At 42.3% G+C, this 19,522-nt stretch carries 12 protein-coding genes, 2 tRNA genes and 3 rRNA genes; all 17 read right to left on the reverse strand.

Annotated elements, in window-relative coordinates; translation table 11 throughout:
* Window positions 1-122: 122 nt before the first annotated feature.
* The 17 genes from psmB to cdhA all read right to left on the reverse strand — a co-directional run bounded on the left by psmB (window position 123) and on the right by cdhA (window position 19,142).
* A complete protein-coding gene (gene psmB, locus MZHIL_RS05700; RefSeq protein ID WP_013898419.1) occupies window positions 123-755 on the reverse strand; it encodes an archaeal proteasome endopeptidase complex subunit beta in 633 nt (210 codons plus the stop codon).
* Window positions 756-866: 111 nt separating this feature from the next.
* Complete coding sequence (locus MZHIL_RS05705; protein WP_013898420.1) at window positions 867-1,373, reverse strand: HD domain-containing protein; 507 nt, start codon at window positions 1,371-1,373, stop codon at window positions 867-869.
* A 27-nt stretch (window positions 1,374-1,400) separates the two neighbouring features.
* The gene (locus MZHIL_RS05710; RefSeq protein WP_013898421.1) at window positions 1,401-1,901 is read right to left on the reverse strand and encodes a transcription factor; all 501 of its coding nucleotides are present in this window, start codon (window positions 1,899-1,901) and stop codon (window positions 1,401-1,403) included.
* Between the two features lie 123 nt (window positions 1,902-2,024).
* Window positions 2,025-3,221: an ATP-grasp domain-containing protein gene (locus MZHIL_RS05715; RefSeq protein ID WP_013898422.1), complete on the reverse strand. Its 1,197-nt coding sequence runs from the start codon at window positions 3,219-3,221 to the stop codon at window positions 2,025-2,027.
* A gap of 26 nt (window positions 3,222-3,247) precedes the next feature.
* Entirely contained in the window at window positions 3,248-4,291 is a 1,044-nt protein-coding gene (locus tag MZHIL_RS05720) for a 60S ribosomal export protein NMD3 (RefSeq protein WP_013898423.1), read from the reverse strand.
* A gap of 21 nt (window positions 4,292-4,312) precedes the next feature.
* Entirely contained in the window at window positions 4,313-5,380 is a 1,068-nt protein-coding gene (locus MZHIL_RS05725) for a DUF362 domain-containing protein (protein ID WP_013898424.1), read from the reverse strand.
* A 120-nt stretch (window positions 5,381-5,500) separates the two neighbouring features.
* A 5S ribosomal RNA gene (rrf, locus tag MZHIL_RS05730) occupies window positions 5,501-5,622 on the reverse strand.
* A gap of 58 nt (window positions 5,623-5,680) precedes the next feature.
* A tRNA-Cys gene (locus MZHIL_RS10540) sits at window positions 5,681-5,752 on the reverse strand.
* A 127-nt stretch (window positions 5,753-5,879) separates the two neighbouring features.
* Window positions 5,880-8,812 (reverse strand): 23S ribosomal RNA (locus MZHIL_RS05735).
* 151 nt (window positions 8,813-8,963) lie between these two features.
* Window positions 8,964-9,036: transfer RNA gene (locus tag MZHIL_RS05740), tRNA-Ala, on the reverse strand.
* An 83-nt stretch (window positions 9,037-9,119) separates the two neighbouring features.
* Window positions 9,120-10,597 (reverse strand): 16S ribosomal RNA (locus MZHIL_RS05745).
* Together the 16S, 23S and 5S rRNA genes with 2 tRNA genes alongside form the textbook arrangement of a ribosomal RNA operon.
* Before the next feature lie 592 nt (window positions 10,598-11,189).
* Window positions 11,190-12,596 carry an acetyl-CoA decarbonylase/synthase complex subunit gamma gene (gene acsC, locus MZHIL_RS05750; RefSeq protein WP_013898425.1) on the reverse strand — a complete coding sequence of 469 codons (1,407 nt, stop codon included), beginning with the start codon at window positions 12,594-12,596 and terminating at the stop codon, window positions 11,190-11,192.
* A 3-nt stretch (window positions 12,597-12,599) separates the two neighbouring features.
* Window positions 12,600-13,937, reverse strand: a complete 1,338-nt coding sequence (cdhD, locus tag MZHIL_RS05755) for a CO dehydrogenase/acetyl-CoA synthase subunit delta (RefSeq protein ID WP_013898426.1) — start codon at window positions 13,935-13,937, stop codon at window positions 12,600-12,602.
* A 47-nt stretch (window positions 13,938-13,984) separates the two neighbouring features.
* Window positions 13,985-14,737: an ATP-binding protein gene (locus MZHIL_RS05760; RefSeq protein ID WP_013898427.1), complete on the reverse strand. Its 753-nt coding sequence runs from the start codon at window positions 14,735-14,737 to the stop codon at window positions 13,985-13,987.
* A 16-nt stretch (window positions 14,738-14,753) separates the two neighbouring features.
* Window positions 14,754-16,190 carry a CO dehydrogenase/CO-methylating acetyl-CoA synthase complex subunit beta gene (cdhC, locus tag MZHIL_RS05765; protein WP_048815656.1) on the reverse strand — a complete coding sequence of 479 codons (1,437 nt, stop codon included), beginning with the start codon at window positions 16,188-16,190 and terminating at the stop codon, window positions 14,754-14,756.
* 28 nt (window positions 16,191-16,218) lie between these two features.
* Window positions 16,219-16,728 (reverse strand): CO dehydrogenase/acetyl-CoA synthase complex subunit epsilon, encoded by a 510-nt coding sequence (gene cdhB, locus MZHIL_RS05770; RefSeq protein ID WP_048815505.1) that lies wholly within the window; start codon window positions 16,726-16,728, stop codon window positions 16,219-16,221.
* A gap of 2 nt (window positions 16,729-16,730) precedes the next feature.
* Window positions 16,731-19,142, reverse strand: coding sequence for a CO dehydrogenase/acetyl-CoA synthase complex subunit alpha (cdhA, locus tag MZHIL_RS05775; RefSeq protein WP_013898430.1), 2,412 nt, complete (start codon window positions 19,140-19,142; stop codon window positions 16,731-16,733).
* Between the last annotated feature and the right edge of the window lie 380 nt (window positions 19,143-19,522).

Raw genomic sequence — 19,522 nt, forward strand, 5'->3', positions numbered from 1 at the left:
AATCAAAAAATATTAATTTTTAATATTAGGTGTAAACATAATTCCACAATATTTTGGGAATTACGTTTAAAAAATTTTAAAATATAATTTATGGGTTAGAATTTACTTAAATCCTGAAATAATCAGTTCAATGAATTTATCTTCTCATTAACCAGATCTTCTTCCATATGCATATAGTTTTCATCTGTAATACATACGACATCAATTCCATTTCCAGATGCTGAGTCTCTTTTCATAGCGTTGTGCAAGGCACGTATCGCAAGGTCTGCACCTTCTTCAATACTCATATCCGTATGATAGCGATCTTCAAGGACACCATAAGCTATGGGAGATCCTGAACCCGTTGCAACTGCATTTGTTTCTTCGATCATACCGCCAAGAGCATCCAGAGAATACAGATTCGGGCCTTTTTTATCCACTCCTCCAATAAGTAATTGAACCATCAGAGGATAATATCGCTGGCCACTCAATAAATTCGATAGCAAAGTAGTAATTCCTTTAATTGTCATTGTTTCCTGTCTTCTCATCTTATATAGCCTTGACTCTACACTTATGAGACGAACAATCTGCTGAGCATCTCCTACGGAGCCTGCAGTAGTCAAACCTACAAGGTCATCAATCTGATAAATCTTCTTTGCGGTTTTACTTGCAATTAAATTACCCATTGTTGCTCTTTTCTCTGTTGCTAGAACAACACCGTCCCTGCATACTATACCAACAGTAGTTGTGCCCTTTAAATATTTATCATCAACCATTAAACATACCTCAAATTAAAAATGAGAAAAATTATCAGTGATAAAAGTACGTGCTGACCATGTCAGTACACTATCTAATTGTTGATTTATATATATAATTCTTTTCCTGCATCAATACACATCAATTTCATCTGCAAGTCTTAATACCCTGGAAATACTTTCATTGGATAATCCATTATTTTTCATACTCTCAATTCGTTCATCCAGAGAGATACGGGTTGTACCTTTAATTAAATTATCCGAATGTGCAACTATCTTTTCCTCCAATGTCTGTGGCATATAGTTATTTTCAGGAAAGCCAAATTCTTGTGCTTCCTCCTGACTGATACCACCACCTACATGAGATCTGATAACTCCTGTTATTTCAGGTCCCAGGGCAAGATCTTCAGCTATCTTTACCCCTTCAACAACATGATCAATATCATGTGTTACAGAGCGTCCAATATCATGTAAAATAGCCCCTGCTATTACTAACTTAAGATCAACCGATCCACCTTTTTCAATAATATCGTAGGTTATCTTTTCAGCCAATTCTGAGACTGATCGTGAATGTGCAATTACATATTCTGAGCAGCCGACCTTTCTTAATATTTCTAAACACTGTTTTTCAGATAGCATATATCATCCTGAAATCCGGTTCAGTGTTCAACAGCCACATTTTTCCAGTTCTTCAACTCTTTCACGTATCTTTTCTACCACTTCAGTATTATCTTCAAAAACAAGATCTTCCCCACACATCAAACATAAGAACTCACATTCTGCAGCCTGATCAAAGACCATGCGACTACAACCTTCGGGGCAGGAATAAAACACATTGTTCTCTTCAAAATCAAACCTCATACGCAGATTTCGTATTAGCTTTTTCTTTTCTTTTTCCAGCTGATAATCTATGTCTGATAGATCAAGACGCCAGAGATACGTAAGCCATCCACTACTTGAATCTCTTTCTCTTCTGCAGACAGCAAGCTTATTTTCATACAATATAAACAACGTCCTTCGGACTATATTTAAAAGGACACCTGTTTCTTCTGCTATTTTTTCATCTGTCACTTCCCCTTCAGGCATTTTCTCAATCATTTCTAAACCTTCTTCACCCACCAGACGTGATAAGTAACCACGAACAACCGGATCATTTAAATCTACCAAAATTATCACCTCGAAATAAAATAAATGGTTTATTTTTAATATTAATGTGTCGAAAATATTCTGCATTAAGCCTTTACGAACTATTTATCATATTTTCAATATTATTAAAAACTTAATGAACCATCAGTCACCAACAACCTGCCCCTGGCCGATTTTTTTGGAAAACGGATTATTCAGAAAACTAGCTATACGTTCTGCACCTTTTTTTAGATCATTTAGCACATTTTCTCTACTATTTCCAACAGAAAAAATTGATGTTATTGGTTCATTGGCACCTATGATAGCACCCCTACAAGGTATATCTTTAGTATTTTCATATTTTATTCTTTCAAATATAGATTGGTTGACAACAAAATTATCATTTGAGTATAATATCGCACGTCCGGAATAGATTCCCGGATTAGGATTTATTGATGGAAGTTGGGAATTAAATGATTTAACATGTGCATCAAACAGGTTGATCCCTGTTGATGTTTCCACAGTATCTAGACTGCCCTGAAAACGGCCGTTGATTTCAGTAACAACGGGTCCATTATCAGTTATAATAAAATCTATACCGTTTGATCCTACCAGACCCAGTTCAAGTGAAATATCACATGCCATACTGCACATCAGTTCATTATACAGTGAATTAATGGGAGTTATATTTCCACAATATGCATACGGAAGCCTTGTGAGCCATGGAGTACCTATCAATTGTTCATTAGTAGAAATCACACATGATCCCTCATCAGAACTGATAAGAGATACGCTGGCAGGTGTGCCATCCACAAACTTCTGGACAATCATGTCACCCATATTCAGGCCTGCCTTTTCAGCCTCATATTTAAACTGATAGAATTCATCCAGATCATTTATTTTCCGATTAAGAAAGCCACCACCACCTATAGCCGGTTTGAGCATTAATGGAAAATCAACAGATTCGATCCTGTTCAATTGTATAATTTCAGGATGTGGGAAACCCAGCAAATTAAGTTTTTTTGCTAATTTTTTTTTATCTGAAATTGTTTTCATTAAATTATAGCTGTTGTTTAGAACTGGAACAGAAAAACACGCTTGATCCAGCATTTCAAACCCTGAACCAAGTACTATAAAATCAAAATCAACATTAAAACTGTTTATTAAATCATATATATCACAGGCTTCAATGTTATCTGGTTGCCCTTTATCTGAATGAACATTTAACTGTCTGGCCTCAGTTGCATATTGATCAAGGTCAAAGTCACAAAAAGCATCAATAGCGTACACACTGTAACCTGCATTTTTAGCAGAGTTTACAATATGTCTACTACTATATCCTATAACCAGAATTTTATTCATTTTACACTTCCAACTTTAAAGAACATTTAATCAGGTAAAATAAAAAGATCATCCTGTACCTTTATAGTATCTATTTCATTTCCAGGACTTGCAGTTAAAAACACAGGTTTTTTTAGTGTAATGGTACGATAAGTCGATGGATCCATCACCATAACCATATTATCTTCTATCGCAACAAGGATCGCAGGGACAGCATCAGTCCTTTTAGCAGCAATAGCTGCATCTTTGATATCATTTTCATTTATGCTTACCCTATAACCAGTGCTCAGATCAATTCCACGAATTTTTTTACCGGTACTTTTGATATCTATGACTTTATTGTTAAATAGTATGATATCTCCGATTGTAAATTCTGGAAGACGCATTGAAAATGTAATTCTATATAGATCTTTACCATCTTTTTGTCCATACAGAGATGGAGACTCCAGAAAACTGCCGCCCAGTTCATCTTCTATAGCCTTACATACATTTCTGCCAGATTTAGAGGAGCCTATGTAAACATCCAGACCTTCTTTTAATTCCTGGACATCAGTAATGAATGAAAAACGATCACCTTTCTTTTCCTGATTTTGCAGGACCTCGGACATAATATCCATACAATGATTCTTTTCATCATCTGTAGGAAGTCGATTCTGCGCCCTTATCTGTATAATTCCTTCATAATAGCCGCCTGATATTCTACTGCATATATCGCAGGACTTATAATTGACTCTTATTTCAGTATTCAAATATTGATTAATGGGTTCATTCATCACAGATGCATCAACCCTTATATAAATATGATAATTATTAGCCGAATGTTTATCACTTTCAAAAGATAGTTGTATGTTGTCAGCCATATCGTGTATCAACAATAAATCCTCTATTTTTTTAACGATAACATCATCAATAGTTCCACTATATGCCCATTGCCCCCGATCAAAAAAAGATCCGCATTTTGAGCAAATATCAATTTCAATTACTTCTGGCAATTCAGCTAATCTATATTTTTCAATGTAACAGGTTTTACATACATTTACCATGAGATTTTTAACTTCTTTGCCACACTTTGGGCACAAAATATAATTCATAAATATTCCAGTTCTCCATTTTTATCGATCCTTACAGGATAAATTTTTATCGAGCAAATAATCAGCACTTCCAATTCCTATTTTTTCTGCCTGTAATATATGCAGTTTTGGATCGGTAGCCCATAAATCTGCCAGGCTTGTGTTATCTACCCTTATTTTATTATTAATTAAATCAACGGTTGCGGAATCTATAGCTACTGGATCCTTTGAAGCAAGAATGCCAACATTTTCTGCAATTACAGGAGATGAAAAATTACAGCAATCACAGAAAGGAGTAATATCATATGCCCAGTTTATATAGCCAATTCTTTCTTCAAGAACTTTGACCGGTCCAGCTGCAGCTTCCCCAAGCCTGATCTGCATTCTTTCGCTGCAATCTGCAGGAGGTATAATGGCTTTGCTCGGACAACAATCTACGCATGAAAGTTCACCCTTACATACCTCACAGTCTAGTGTAACCACATTATCCTCAATTGTAAATGCACCCCATGCACATTCATCAATACATATACCACAACTGCTACATTTATTGTAATCTATAGATGGAATTCCTACTTCATGGATCTTAGTTTTACCAGCCTTATCGAGACATCCCATACCAAGATTTTTGATTGCACCACCAAATCCCGAGCCTGGATGACCTTTGCAGTGTGATATTACCACCATTGAGTCTGCATTTGCAATCGCAGAAGCTACAGTTGTATGTCTCAAAAATTCGCCATTTATTTCAACTACTACACTATCATTTCCTGTAAGGCCATCTGCAACAATAAAAGGAGCATTCATGGATGCCTCTGAAAAGCCATTAGCAGATGCTGTCCATAATAAGTCAACTGCATTAAACCTTCTACCTCTATAAAGAACGGTTGTATCCGTCACAAAAGGTACTCCACCCTGCTCCCTTATCAGATCAACAACGGTTCTTATAATGACGGGTCTGATATACGTAGTGTTTCCGTATTCACCGGGATGAATCTTTACCGCTACAATATCCCCCTCTTCTACAGGGGATATTTTTGCATAAATATCTTTTATCTGGTCTATATGAGTATTATCAGAGCAGATATCTTCAGCAGTTCTTAAAAACACCTCACTAATATTAACAAACCCCTATAAATTATTGTTATACAAATAATTAGATGATCCTAAATAATAATATATTGATATTAAGGACTAAACTCTCAACTCAAAATTAGTAATTTAGGTTGAACCTGGCAGCGATTCACCGTTCCCGTGGGCTCTCGCACCGCAGTACAGGGTGAAACGCTGGCAATCTTATCTTCTGTGTTCGGGATGGGTACAGGAGTTACCCTGCCGCTATGGCCGCCAGATTCGAACCGGTCAGTGTGTATGTATAAGTTTAGACGAAAGTGGGTGGATGTGTTATAGAGCCAAGGTCCGGATTCGAACCGGAATGGTATCGCTCTGCAGGCGATTGCGTAGCCGTTCCGCCACCTTGGCGCACTAGTGTACCGGGTTGGTGTATTGGTACGCAATCGATATAAACTTTCCTTTCAGTCGTGTAGGGGATTGCGGGTATAAATTACTTGAAGCATACCAGATTTCGCCTGGAATGTGCAAGTGTTCTGGCAGCAGGCACGGATGGTTAGTGGTCGCGGACTTAACATCTCGTTGCCTTGATGCGTACATCCCAACTCTATCAATCCGGTCTTTTACCGGTATCCTTAGTGACGTCTCTTTTCGGGTTAGATTTCGAGCTTAGATGCATTCAGCTCTTATTCCTTAGTGCGTAGCTGCTCAGCATTGCCCTGTCGGACAACTGATACACCAGTGGCACCGTTGCCCTGTTCCTCTCGTACTAAAAGCAACTTACCCTCAGACTTCTTACACCTCTAGTAGATAGTAACCGACCTGTCTCACGACGGTCTAAACCCAGCTCACGATCTCCTTTAATAGGCGAACAACCTCACCCTTGGCTGCTGCTGCACAGCCAGGATGGAAAGAACCGACATCGAGGTAGCAAGCTGCCGGGTCGATATGTGCTCTTGCCGGCAACGACTCAATTATCCCCGGGGTAACTTTTCTGTCAGCTTTAGCCCGCATCAAGCAGGACGTAAAGGTTCGCTAGAACCGACTTTCGTCTCGTGATCTGTTACTGTGTCAGATCACGTCAGGCTGACTTATGCTCTTGCACTCTTCGGCGGGTTTCCGACCCACCTGAGTCAACCTTTGTGCGCCCTTGATATCTTTTCAAGGGCGTCCCGCCCCAGGCAAACTGCCCACCTATCGGGGTCCTCCTCGCGGAGTTAGAGTCGCAATTTCACAAGGGTAGTGTCCCATTGGTGGCTCCACCCACGCTGGCGCGCGGGTTTCGACGCCTCCTACCTACACTGTACATGCGAAATCACAACTCAACGACAGGCTGCAGTAAAGCTCCACGGGGTCTTCACTTCCCCCTAGAGGTCTCTAGACTCTGCACTAGAATGTAAGCTTCACCGGATTCTGGCTAGGGACAGTAGAGCTCTCATTGATCCATTCATGCAAGTCGCCAATTAAGCGACAAGGTACTACGCTACCTTAAGAGGGTCATAGTTACCCCCGCCGTTTACAGGCCCTTCTTTCCGTTGTACCGGAGTTTCAGGTACCTGCACTGGGCAGGATTCAGAGATCGTACCAGCCCTTTCGGGTTTGCGATCTCCTATGTTGTTATTAGACAGTTGGAGCTCCCTGGTCACTGCGACCTGCTGTCTTCACAGCAGGCACTCCTTCTCCCGAAGTTACGGAGCCAATTTGCCGAATTCCCTTAGCCAGTGTATTTCCGACACGCCTTAGCCTTTTCAGCTAGGGGCACCTGTGTCAGATCTTGGTACGGACATTTAACTTCCTTTTCACGGACTCCCGGGTGCAGTTGACTTTCGCCATCACATATTCACCGGTTTCTCGCCATAACGGCTCTCCACCGGCTTGGATGCTTGGACAGCGCGACGACGCTGCTCAACCTGCCCGTGAGTGTCAGTTTTGTTGTTAAATGGTACAGGAATATTAACCTGTTTCCCTTTCGGCGTACTCGAATTACGGTACGTCTTAGGACCGACTAACCCTCGGCTGACGATCATTGCCGAGGAAACCTGGCCCCTTCGGCGGTCAGGATTCTCACCTGACTTTGCTGTTACTGTTACCAGGATTTTCGTTTCCGCACGGTCCACTGGACTTCACAGCCCAGCTTCTGCCCGAGCGCAACGCCTTCCTACAAGATTACCTTTCGGTACTCCGTGGTCTCGGTGGTCGACTTGAGCCCCGTCCATTTTCGGGGCCCCAAACCTCGACTGGTGAGCTGTTACGCACTCTTTAAAGGGTAGCTGCTTCTAAGCTAACCTTCCAGCTGTCTAGGGCCTGGGACACCCTTTAGTGTTAACACTTAGTCGACACTTGGGGACCTTAACCACGGGCTGGGTTGTCTCCCTTACGGACTACAGGCTTACCCCAGTAGTCCGGACTCTGATTGTCTTCGACGACGGTGTGTTTGGAGTTTGACAGGAGAGCGAGGGATTTCTCCCCCAACTTCCCCAATCCGTGCTCTACTCCACCGACTATCTCGGATCAGGTCATGCTACGACATGTTTTGGAAGGAACCAGCTGATGCCGGGCTAGATTAGCCTTTCACTCCAAGACGCAGGTCACACGAATGATTTGCAGATCAATACCGCTTGCGGTCCTCCACGTAGCTTTCGCCACGCTTCAACCTGCCCACGCCTAGATCGCCCGGCTTCGGGTCGTACCGTTACGACTCCACGCACTTGTATACGTCGCACCTGGTCCGGTTAAGGACTGCGTGCATGTTGCTTTCGCTTCGGCTACCCTTTGAGGTTAGCCATCGCCGTACCGATACACTCCCTGGCCCGTTCTTCAAAACGTATGATATGACACTGGCAACAATACCCGTACTGCCACCTCGCGATGGTTTCCTTCGTATTGCAGATCCTTTAATGCCATATCGTTCCATCACCATCAGGTTTCAGGCACTTTGCACCTCCCTTTCTGGGGTACTTTTCAGCTTTCGGTCACCCTACTATTTCACTATCGGTCTCAAGTTGTATTTAGTTTTGGAAGTTGATGTCTCCCAGATTCCCGCGGGATATCCAACCCACGGTACTCAGGTACCGATCCTTCTGCGTTTCATTGCGTCTACGTGACTATCACACTCTATGGTCTGACGTTCCAGACAATTCGACTACCCTGAATTTAGCAGAAAATGGACCGGCCCTTCCACACCACATTTCCCCTGCATTCCTGCGGGGATTCGGTTTGAACTGTACCGATTTCACTCGCCGTTACTTCCGGCATCTCGATTGATTTCTTTTCCTGTCCCTACTAAGATGTTTCAATTCGGGACGTTCCCGATCATTACTGATCAGTATCCTTGCGGATACTAAGAGGTCTCATTAGGAAATCCCCGGTTCGTTGGTTCCTTGCACCTTCCCGGGGCATATCGCAGCTTGGCACGTCCTTCTTCAGCACTTGAGCCGAGCCATTCACCTGATGGCATATTTGCCAGAGTCTGCCAGTAGCTTACACATTCCAGTAAGCGTCTGGTATACTTTGTAATTTATACCATACAATCCTATACACGACTTCATCGTGTTCTTACAGGTTAGATAAGAACACTTCCGTCCTTCCCGGATAACATCACTTACCCGGTGCACTTAATGAATGGACTTGCTGGGACTCGAACCCAGGGCCTCTGCCTTGCAAAGGCAGCGATCTTCCAGCTGATCTACAAGCCCTCCTGGATCTTTACTGCCCAGCTGTGTGTCCTTTTGTACTGGTCTGGCAGTCATTCAGCTTTCGGTGGTGGTTTTTTTTGCTTAGGAGGTGATCCAGCCGCAGATTCCCCTACGGCTACCTTGTTACGACTTAACCCCCCTTGCGAAATTTAGGTTCGAACACGACACTTAGTTCGTGCCCTCACCCATACCTCACTCGGGTGGTTTGACGGGCGGTGTGTGCAAGGAGCAGGGACGTATTCACCGCGCTATGTTGAAACGCGATTACTACGGATTCCAGCTTCATGAGGACGAGTTTCAGTCCTCAATCTGAACTACGATTGGGTTTAGGAGATTACCATCCCCTTTCGGGGCAGGAGCCCATTGTCCCAATCATTGTAGCCCGCGTGTAGCCCGGGAGATTCGGGGCATACTGACCTACCGTAGCCCGCACCTTCCTCCGCTTTAGCAGCGGCGGTCCCCACAGAGTACCCATCATTCCGAAGAACATGCTGGCAACAGTGGGCACGGGTCTCGCTCGTTGCCTGACTTAACAGGATGCTTCACAGTACGAACTGACGACGGCCATGCACCTCCTCTCAGCGATTCAGGTAAGGTCTTCAGCCTGACCTACATATTGCTGTCGCCCCCGGTGAGATTTCCGGCGTTGAGTCCAATTAAACCGCAGGCTCCACCCGTTGTAGTGCTCCCCCGCCAATTCCTTTAAGTTTCAGCCTTGCGGCCGTACTTCCCAGGTGGCTCGCTTCACGGCTTCCCTACGGCACCAGGAACGGTCGCACCATCCCTGACACATAGCGAGCATCGTTTACGGCTGGGACTACCCGGGTATCTAATCCGGTTCGTGCCCCCAGCTTTCGTCCCTCACCGTCGGACCCGTTCTGGTAAGACGCCTTCGCCACTGGTGGTCCCACAGGGATTACAAGATTTCACTCCTACCCCTGTGGTACCTCTTACCTCTCCCGGTCCCAAGTCTGACAGTATCCCCTGGAAGCCTAACAGTTGAGCTGTCAGATTTCCCAGAGGACTGATCAAACCGGCTACGGACCCTTTAGACCCAATAATAGTGATCACCACTCGGGCCGCCGGTGTTACCGCGGCGGCTGGCACCGGTCTTGCCCGGCCCTTGCTAACGCATGCCGTTTACACATGCGGACAGCCAGCATTGTATGCTGGCACTCGGTGTCCCCTTATCGCGGTTTCCCGCATTGTAAAGTTTTCGCGCCTGCTGCGCCCCGTAGGGCCTGGATTCATGTCTCAGAATCCATCTCCGGGCTCTTGCTCTCACAACCCGTACCCGTCGTCGGCTAGCAGGTACCTTGCACCCGCTACTACCTGATAGGCCGCAGACCCATCCTTGGGCAGACGAATCCTTTTGAACCACGAAGCATTCCAGCTATCATGGCATATCCGGAATTATCCCCAGTTTCCCGGGGTTATGCCGGTCCCAAGGGCAGGTTATCCACGTGTTACTGAGCAGTTCGCCATGTTCACGAAGAACATATAACTTGCATGGCTTAGTCGAACACCGATAGCAGTGACCTCTGGCAGGATCAACCAGAATTATATGCACACTTTTGTTGCATACCACACTATCTTGAATTTGTTAGAATATTGGTGGGAGAACTCAATCACTTGAGTTCAATGCACAATCCAGTTAACTTCCATCGCATAGACGGAAACTGGTAAGTTATATATAAGATAATACAACCACCAGCCGAAATTAACTGAACTGCCAGATCCAGCGTCAGACAGGAAAAAACTCCTGTCTCCATTACATGATGATAAGGAAATTTGTCCCATTATCAGGATGTTATACATTGACTTAATAATATATATAAGTTTGCATAACTGCTATTTCAGAACTTTTTCAGAACAAATGTCTGAACATGCTGAGCATCAAACATGGAAAAATCACCTTCCATATTTGTTTCTTACTTCTGATGTAAGCATAACTACAAATGCAACATTATATTTAAACTTTTTGTCATCATATAACTAATTTAATGATACGTAATAAGATGTCAACATTGATCTTTACTCTAACTAAAAAATTATATCTGATGCTAAAATAAAATAGAAGCAAATCTATGCTCATACACTTATTTTCAGGTTCAAGGAGAGAATAATACTGCCTTTAAAAAAAAGATAATAGGTTACTTTTCAGGTGGCCAGTATTTATCCATCCATCCAGGTAACCTTCCAGAATCAGCAGAGCCAATAAGAACATTTGACCCTAGCTGATCCTCCACATCACCCTGCAGACGAGCAGCTAAACCAGGCAGAATTACCGTATTGTGAGAAGTCTTTTCCTTCAGATCAAAACTAGATTCTTCCAATACCTGCTTTATCTTGGATGCGGTGAGTTGTCCACCAGCAACAGCAGCTTCCACACCTATTCCATCAGTATCAACAGCTACAAGATAAGAATCAATACCATTTGAAGAAAGATCGCTTTCAACTGTATAATATGTCAAAGCAAAGTTGGTGGTTATGATAAGAGGCGAATCAGCTGTTGGTGAACCTACCTCATATACCCCAGGATCAACTGTTACCGGTTTTCTCGGGTCAGTATAAATCGTGTCCCCTAGCTGTAGCTCAGGGATCATGGCATAAGGTTCTGTACTGTGGAGAATCATTATATCCCCATACTTTATTGTGAACACTGATGCAATCACAGTTTCCCAGTAAGAAGCAGTTACCTTTTCTTTGTGTACAAGCCAGGAAGTAAGAGGTACAGCCATTATCGGATAGGCAATATCACGATCGCCTTCAATTCCAGCTCGCCTTATTTTAATTATATTATTGAATGTGGTGCTCAGTTCTTTTCCGGTAGGATAGGTACCGGGATCAAGAACAAGGTTATCCATACCCATACTGCTGAAAGTTTTTGCCAGAGATTTCAGATTATCCAGGTCATTTGGAGAAAACAGTGCAATAGGTAGATCATATTCCACAGCAATATCAGCCATTTGCTGCCAGTTTTCCATTGTCGCAGCATAGAGTAAAGGTTTTCTCTCTGCTGCAATTTCAGCACCTGCTTTCAGAACTTCGGGATTGAATGAGCACAGCACAAGAGGAAGATCTGTAGCCTTCATTACCTTCTCCACTGTGCTGGCAAATTTCTGCGGATCATCGGACACGGATCGTATAGCAACCATATCTGCAGTAAGAAATTCTCCAACATAGAATTTCTTAAAGTCCGCTATATGATCTACTCTTTCAATGAGTTCATTTTCCGGCATCGTGTCCCAGACATCATAAGCAAGAGCAGTTCTATTGAAAAAAGTAAGCTTATGGCGGTAAAGTACATCATCACCACCAATCTTTACAACATTATCCCCGGTTCCAATTTCAACTTCCCTTATTTCAGGTGCAAGAAGCTTTTCCAGTTTATCAAACTTATCCTTATATTCATCCTTGAGCAAAGGAGTGCATGAGCTTAACTTGGCTGATCGGTTAATCAGTTTTGAAGCAAATGCCATACAGGTTTCTTCCCCACATACTCCGCAATTATCACCTGGTAAATATTTGTAAACTTCAAGAGGACTATTAACTTTCATATATCACACCTCCATTCCAACCCAGTTCGTTATATCAGCCGATTCAGCCTCAATTGAGCCATATAATGTCTGAGTAATCTGTTTGAGGACCTGCACAGATGTGGGATGCATCATCATAAACAAGTCATTTCCAGCAAGTGCCAGGGACAGACCAGTTACAATCTCCCATATAGGCCCACGATACTCTCTTGGACCCCAGTCTGAATCTTCCTTCATTGGGGATGATTTCATCCATGATTCCCTGGCACCCCATGCATTTGTGGTTCCTGATGACATAGGGAAGGTCAGTTCATCGTCACCCATCAATCCTGCAAGCCTTATGCGTTCCATGTTAGTATAGGCATAATCAAGACCATAACCCAGAGCTGCAGTTGTTGGATCCATTACAATACTTTCACGAGGTACATTGCATTGTTTCATAAGTTTTCTATTAAGTTCCTTTTGAGCATTTATCTCAAGCTGGGTCCAGGAAAGAACAGCATGACCATAATCATTTGCCGCTTTGGCTATTCGCTCATAATCAAGATTAAGGCTTGCAGATGCAAGCAGAACCCTCTCACCTTCTGCAACCTCTGCAGCTTTTTCAAGGACTTCCGGATCTTTCTGAGGATTTCCTGAGCCGCCTATAACAATAGGCACATCTACAGCCTGAAGAACATCCTCAATCACTTTCGAAGCATCTCTTGCAGAAGTATCATTGATCATTGGATCAGTTGAAATCAAATGGACGGTTACCATATCAGCATTAAACTCCCTTACCACTTTTTTTGCCCATTCTGCCGGATCCTGCATTACATCTTCATAATTGACCTTCACAGCTTTTGCCATACCTATAGGCATATCAAAAACATCCATTGTGATGTAATTCCTGTGAGGCATCGGAGCATCAAAATAATAAGGAAGGGCATTTTCCCCACCGATTGTTACTGTGCTCTTTCTGCTTCCTCCATCAGAAGATGTTGCTCCAAAAGTTACTTCCTGAATTGGATTAGTCCATTCTTTTACTTTTGATACTTCAAACTTTGCAGAAACCAGTTCATTTAACTTCCTTCCTGGCATTGCAGCTCTTTTTTCAGGTTCACCTGAGACACTTTCTCCAGTAGCTGCAGCAGCAAATGCCTGTTCTACAGGATAACCCAGTATACGGGCAATATTTGCAAGGTGAATGGATAGCTGCGCAGTCTCATGACCCAGAGCATGAGCAACAGCTGGATTTAAACCACCACCAAAGCCACTTATATCCAGTTCTATATCTCCTTCTATACTGATTCCTTCAAGTGATTCAACATCAAGATCCTGTAACATATCAGTTAATTCGGATAACTTAATTTTTTTTGCCATTTAGATTCCACCTTCTGAAGATAAAAATAAAAATGTATGAATCTTATTTATAGACCTAGTCTTTTTGCAATTGCATTGACTTCTTTTAAAGCAGCTGAATTTTCGGGTAGATCAAACAGTGGAGTACCCACAAGGTCCCGGTTCACAATTTCTTCATCAACAGGCACAGTACCTATCAGTTCAAGATCAAGATCAATTGCAAGTTCCTTCAGTTTTTCCCTGTTACTGCTATTAACTTTATTTGCTACAACATAAACATTTCCAACATGCGTATCAAGTTCACTTACCAGATCCCTTATGCGTTCTGCTGTCTGAAGGCCTCTTCGGGATCCATCAGTCACCACTATAAGGTCGTCCACATCATGAATAAGTTTTCTGCTAAAATGCTCGAGCCCGGCAGCAGTGTCAAGAATGACAATGTCATAGTTCTCAATCAGTCGCTCCATTATTCCACGAAGCAGGTTATTCACATAGCAGTAGCATCCTGGGCCTTCAGGCCTGCCCATCACAAGAAGATCATATCCCGGCATTTCATTGATAACTTCATAAATTTTGGATTCAAGTATTGATTCCTTGTTAATATCGGGGGGAAGATTATCTCTTTCAGAAAGCATGTATTCACGGATATCACCCACTGTCTTCTCTACATCACAACCCAGGGTTTCCGGAAGATTTGTATCCGGATCAGCGTCAACAGCAAGAACAAGATTGTCTTTATTTGTCAAATAACGGATAAGAAGTGTAGTTATTGCGGTCTTGCCGGTACCGCCCTTACCCGTTACTGCAATTACCTTTGTCACAAAAATCCTCTTAATCTTATTCTTTCTTTTTAATAATCAGGCGATCTATACTGATCTTTGCATTCTTGAGAGTGATCTTCACACCACTGCCAGATGACTGTGGAATCTGCATCTGAGATGGCTGGATCATTCCTGAAGAGGGAAAACCACCTGTTTGAGGCATGGATATACTTTCAGATTCCACCTTTTCTTGTGCCTGGGGTGTGATTTCAGCCTCTTCTTCAGATTCTTCAACCCATCTTTCAGTTATTGGATGATCCTGGCCCTTCAGGAATGCTTCAAGTGACTGAATATCTGAAGCATCCTCTTCAGTAGCAACCTTGTCTGCAATTTCTTCAGGAATACTATCATAAACCTTATCCTTGAGATGTTTTGGCATCCATACAACCCGGTCCCATCCACCATCGGCCTGAATGAACTTTGGGGATCTGAAGTAATTAATACCTATTCCCAGGAATCCAACAACCTGTTTTCCACCGCCAGTCTGACCTGCCATTGTTGAAAACGGGAGGCCGTTTGGAGCATTTCCGGAATAGTCACGGTCGATCCATCCAATACCATCAACTTCAGGAATGTAGAAACCAACCACCTCAAAGCAGCCACATGATGTATGTGGATATTCAAAGAATGAGTGCAATTTTATACGATCATATTCTCCACTCGAAAGGGATTTAGCACGTTCATTGACACCTGTATATTCACCTGAAAAATCATCAATTGCCTCTCCTTTTTCAATTGCAAACTGGGGACCTTCAGGATCAACCTTGGCTGCAGCTCGTCCGTCGAACCAGTTGATAGCTCCACAAAGAGAAACCCTGTCAGGAGTAATCACACAGACGTTTGTTGGTGCAAAGGATTGACAGAGAGTACATCCATAGAATACATCCACATCCTCATCATGCAGATCACGGGTTCGTTCATCTCGTGCTTCATATACCTTAAAGGCGTCTTCCAGCTCTTTTTCGACCTCTCCCATATCTGTTATATAGATTGCTTCTATATCTTCGATAAAGGGAAGCTCGCTCTTAAAGAGCATCATTGTTGCTCTTGCTATATGCTCAAAAGAGTCAAGCCCTTTGTTCACAGCTTCCTTACTAACACGAAGCCATATATCGTATCTTTGATTAAGATGCATCACGCCCTGTAAATAATTCTGGAAGTCATGATTTCTCCTTTCAACTATTGACTCAATATCCGGTTCGACAAGTTCTCCTGATATACGATAGATCATTGCAAGAGGATATCTTCCACCTTCTTCCATTTCAGATATGTCAGGACCTATCAAGGTAAATTTTCCGTCTTCCACGGGATTAATACTCTCATCCGGAGGTACCGCCCGAACCAGTTCAAATCCTTTGGATTTTGGTCCTGCCAGTTCAACATACATATCATCCTTTCTAACCCTTTCACCCTCGAACATAGGTGATATTTCAAACGGGAACTCTTCTGTCATATTGATTTCACCATCACATTTGAATAAATCATAAATTTTCAATCAGTTCATCCAGTGCCTTAAGATGAGTCTCTTTATCAAGTTTTCCAAACGACATATCTGCATTTTGTATGTAGTTTCGATCAATTGAAAGTGTTTTCAGGTCCGTAAAATTTCTGATACCTGAAAGTACCTGATTAATATAATACTTTTTGTGAGCAAGTACAATGATCAGGTCATATTGGCCATTTCCATCCAGTCCATGCCACTGAGGATCTCCCAGATATAATCCAAGAGAATGAATGTTTACATATTTTGCATCTACATCTGCATCCACAAATCCCTTCATTGAATGACCTGTAGCAGCTATAGGAATACCTTTTTTTCCAATCTGGATTGCTCTTTTCAGCAGATCCTCATCAAGCACATCACCACCAACTACAAGCAGAGGCCTTTTTGCCTTTGAGATCAATTTGCCGGCAACCTTTGGCTGAACAGGCTTTGCAATCTTTGTACCCCATGTTGTACTTATAGCAGTATTTTTAGTTGTTTCTACCATAATCACACCTCCTGCCCACGACATAGCCTCTCCAGATTCGTAGGCTGTGCAGAGATATCAAATTTCATAGATGGACCTGAAAGTATCTTTTTCTTCTTCCAGTCTATTTCCCATCCATGCTCAGATTCCAGTATCTTCAGAAGCTCGTCTCTCTTAGCAAGAGGAAGATCCTGTTCATTTCTCACAAATATATGCCAGTCATTCGGCAAAACTCCAAGATACTTTTGACTCAGTTCTATATAGTGAGTCAATTTTATCATTCGTCCCATATTATTGTCACTTGGGCGAATACAGTTCTTGGCAAGCATAGGCATGACTTCCTCCACACTTCCGGCTGTAGTTATCAGGAATTCAGGCACTGAAGCTATAGGCATTATCTCTCCGTTTCTTGCATCATATACCGTCCATTTTTCTTCGCTGTAGGGACGGCCAATGAGGGCCCTGCGGTACTTGGATCCATGCGGACCTACTATCACAGGAATTCCCAGCCTGTTACATCCTGATGCAATTGCAGACGCTTTCTGAGAGTAAGCACCCCATGCAAGAGCAGTGGCACCTATACGATTCATAACATAATCAGCAATTTCCTCATAATTACCGCTTATCTGTCTCTGAGCAAATATAGCAGCTACCTTTATAGCTGTCGCAGCAATATGTGAATTTGAAACGCATGATCCAACGTTTATGAGATTACCCTTGCTGAACTTTGCAGGATATTTTTCATATAGAGTATTTCCATCATCATCCTGGTACATACCAAGGTCCATTGCAGCACATCCTGATACCACAACTATATAATTTCTTCTCAGCATCTCATCTGCTATTTTGTATATATCCTTGGTACCTTCCGGATAATTGGAACAGCCAACCATTGCAATAATTCCAGGAGTGGTTCCAAGAACAAGGTTTACTCCTTCTTCCCTGATCTCTGGATCGCTTATCTGACCTCTTCCAACTCTCACACGGCCTCTTTCTTCACGTATGGCCTTCTTTGATGCTTTTTCGATAACATTCAACACCGGAATGTCTTTCGGACATACTGGTTCACATTTACCACAGCCAATACACAGGTCATGAAGCTTTTCGAGTTCACCCATATCTTCAGATTCTGCAGCTCTGAATGCATCACTTATAGGAAGGTTGACAGGGCAAGCATTTTCACAGAGCTGGCAGTGTATACAGCGATTGACCAGTTCCTGGAATTCTGTATCTGATGGAATAGCAGTGAGTCCTTTATCCTTTCTTACAGGAGCTATTTCACGAGCAACTCTTACTGCTATCTCTCCTACCTTATCAAAGTCAAGAATCAATGCACCGGCCTCTTTTCCGCTTACAAGATCAGAGACAATATCTTCTACATCATCATTTGTACGATCCTTTAGACCATACATTATCTTCTCATTGGTTGCAATCACGGGCATTGAAAGTTCCTTTGCTTCTCTGAGAACATCAGCTCTTACACACTGTTCATCAACAACGATTACATCTGGTACACCAGATCGTATAAACTTAAGTTCCTTTGATATCGGCCCTATAACTTTTGATATAGGACTCGCACCGCCCTCAGATTTATATCGACTCATATCAAGGGCAGTACAGCAGAGGCCACCAAGTTCTATTTCATCGTCAAGACCTTTTTCATCAATATAATCAATTATATGTGTAACTGCCGCTACATTATGCCCGATTGTCAGGACCATAGGTTTATCGGAATCAATACAGCCCATTCCAAGTTCAGAAAATGAAGTATTTTCTTCAGATTTTGGCATATTCAAACATGATATCTGTGCTACATCTGAAACTTCCATTCCCACATGATCTATCATCCCACCATGAAGAGCTTTAGATTCAAAATCAATTGAAGCTCCTTCCTGACCAACCTGAATAGTTGCAAGTAGTTGTGTCAGCTGCTCTTCAACATAATCAAGAGCTTTTTCCAGGTCTCCCAATGTTTCAGGCTGTGATCCGGTTACCAGCTGAATAATCGGTGTTTTCAAATTCGATGCGCCAACATCTATCGGGTGATCTGCACCGTATTTATCTATAAGATAATGAAGCAGATGCCTTCCATGTGCCGAATGTGCTGCTGCACCGGTAATTACCCTCAGAAGAAATTCCCTTGCCTGGTGACTTGCTAGATCTATTCCACATGCACCTTCTTTGTTTTTACTCAGATCACATTTACCAAAGGTACAGTAACAGCACTGATCACATACCGGTGTATATATTGGTTCATACCTGTTAAACAGCTTGAAGTCCCATTCTCTAAGATCTTTAATGCCTGGACATGGAGTAGGACCAACATCTTCTTCCACCTCAGCTTCTTTTTCAATGGCACCCACAACACTGCCTATAGTAATATGAACATTTTCCAGTTCTTCAATGGAAAAATTCCCAGTTTTAATCTGACTCATTTTATATATTTCTCCTTCTGATTTACCATAAATTTTTGAAATACTTACCAAGCAAAGATGCGCAAAAATTAAAATTCAGTATTTCTTATAATATGATTAAATTTATGCCTAGTGTATAGTAACATCAATATATAACAGTTTCGCTTAATTATCATGATTATTACTTATATATTGGTTTGCAGCACTCAGATAATATTATTTAGCGTATGAAATGCCCACACCAGTACACATTATACATATATGTACAAAAAGCACAAATGCATGCAGTTTGATATAATACATACCTATAAATGCTTTATCTTTTACGGATGAGATTATCCCTCCATGAGATTATTCTCAGATAAATAATCAAAAACAATTTTATCTGATGTAAGCAGTTG

Source organism: Methanosalsum zhilinae DSM 4017, assembly GCF_000217995.1.
Taxonomy (GTDB): domain Archaea; phylum Halobacteriota; class Methanosarcinia; order Methanosarcinales; family Methanosarcinaceae; genus Methanosalsum; species Methanosalsum zhilinae.

Excerpts from the sequence above, each read along its gene's own strand:
- psmB (WP_013898419.1), bottom strand. The coding sequence starts at position 755 with ATGGTTGATGATAAATATTTAAAGGGCACAACTACTGTTGGTATAGTA.
- MZHIL_RS05705 (WP_013898420.1), bottom strand. The coding sequence starts at position 1,373 with ATGCTATCTGAAAAACAGTGTTTAGAAATATTAAGAAAGGTCGGCTGC.
- MZHIL_RS05715 (WP_013898422.1), bottom strand. The coding sequence starts at position 3,221 with ATGAATAAAATTCTGGTTATAGGATATAGTAGTAGACATATTGTAAAC.
- MZHIL_RS05720 (WP_013898423.1), bottom strand. The coding sequence starts at position 4,291 with ATGAATTATATTTTGTGCCCAAAGTGTGGCAAAGAAGTTAAAAATCTC.
- acsC (WP_013898425.1), bottom strand. The coding sequence starts at position 12,596 with ATGAAAGTTAATAGTCCTCTTGAAGTTTACAAATATTTACCAGGTGAT.
- cdhD (WP_013898426.1), bottom strand. The coding sequence starts at position 13,937 with ATGGCAAAAAAAATTAAGTTATCCGAATTAACTGATATGTTACAGGAT.
- cdhC (WP_048815656.1), bottom strand. The coding sequence starts at position 16,190 with ATGACAGAAGAGTTCCCGTTTGAAATATCACCTATGTTCGAGGGTGAA.
- cdhB (WP_048815505.1), bottom strand. The coding sequence starts at position 16,728 with ATGGTAGAAACAACTAAAAATACTGCTATAAGTACAACATGGGGTACA.
- cdhA (WP_013898430.1), bottom strand. The coding sequence starts at position 19,142 with ATGAGTCAGATTAAAACTGGGAATTTTTCCATTGAAGAACTGGAAAAT.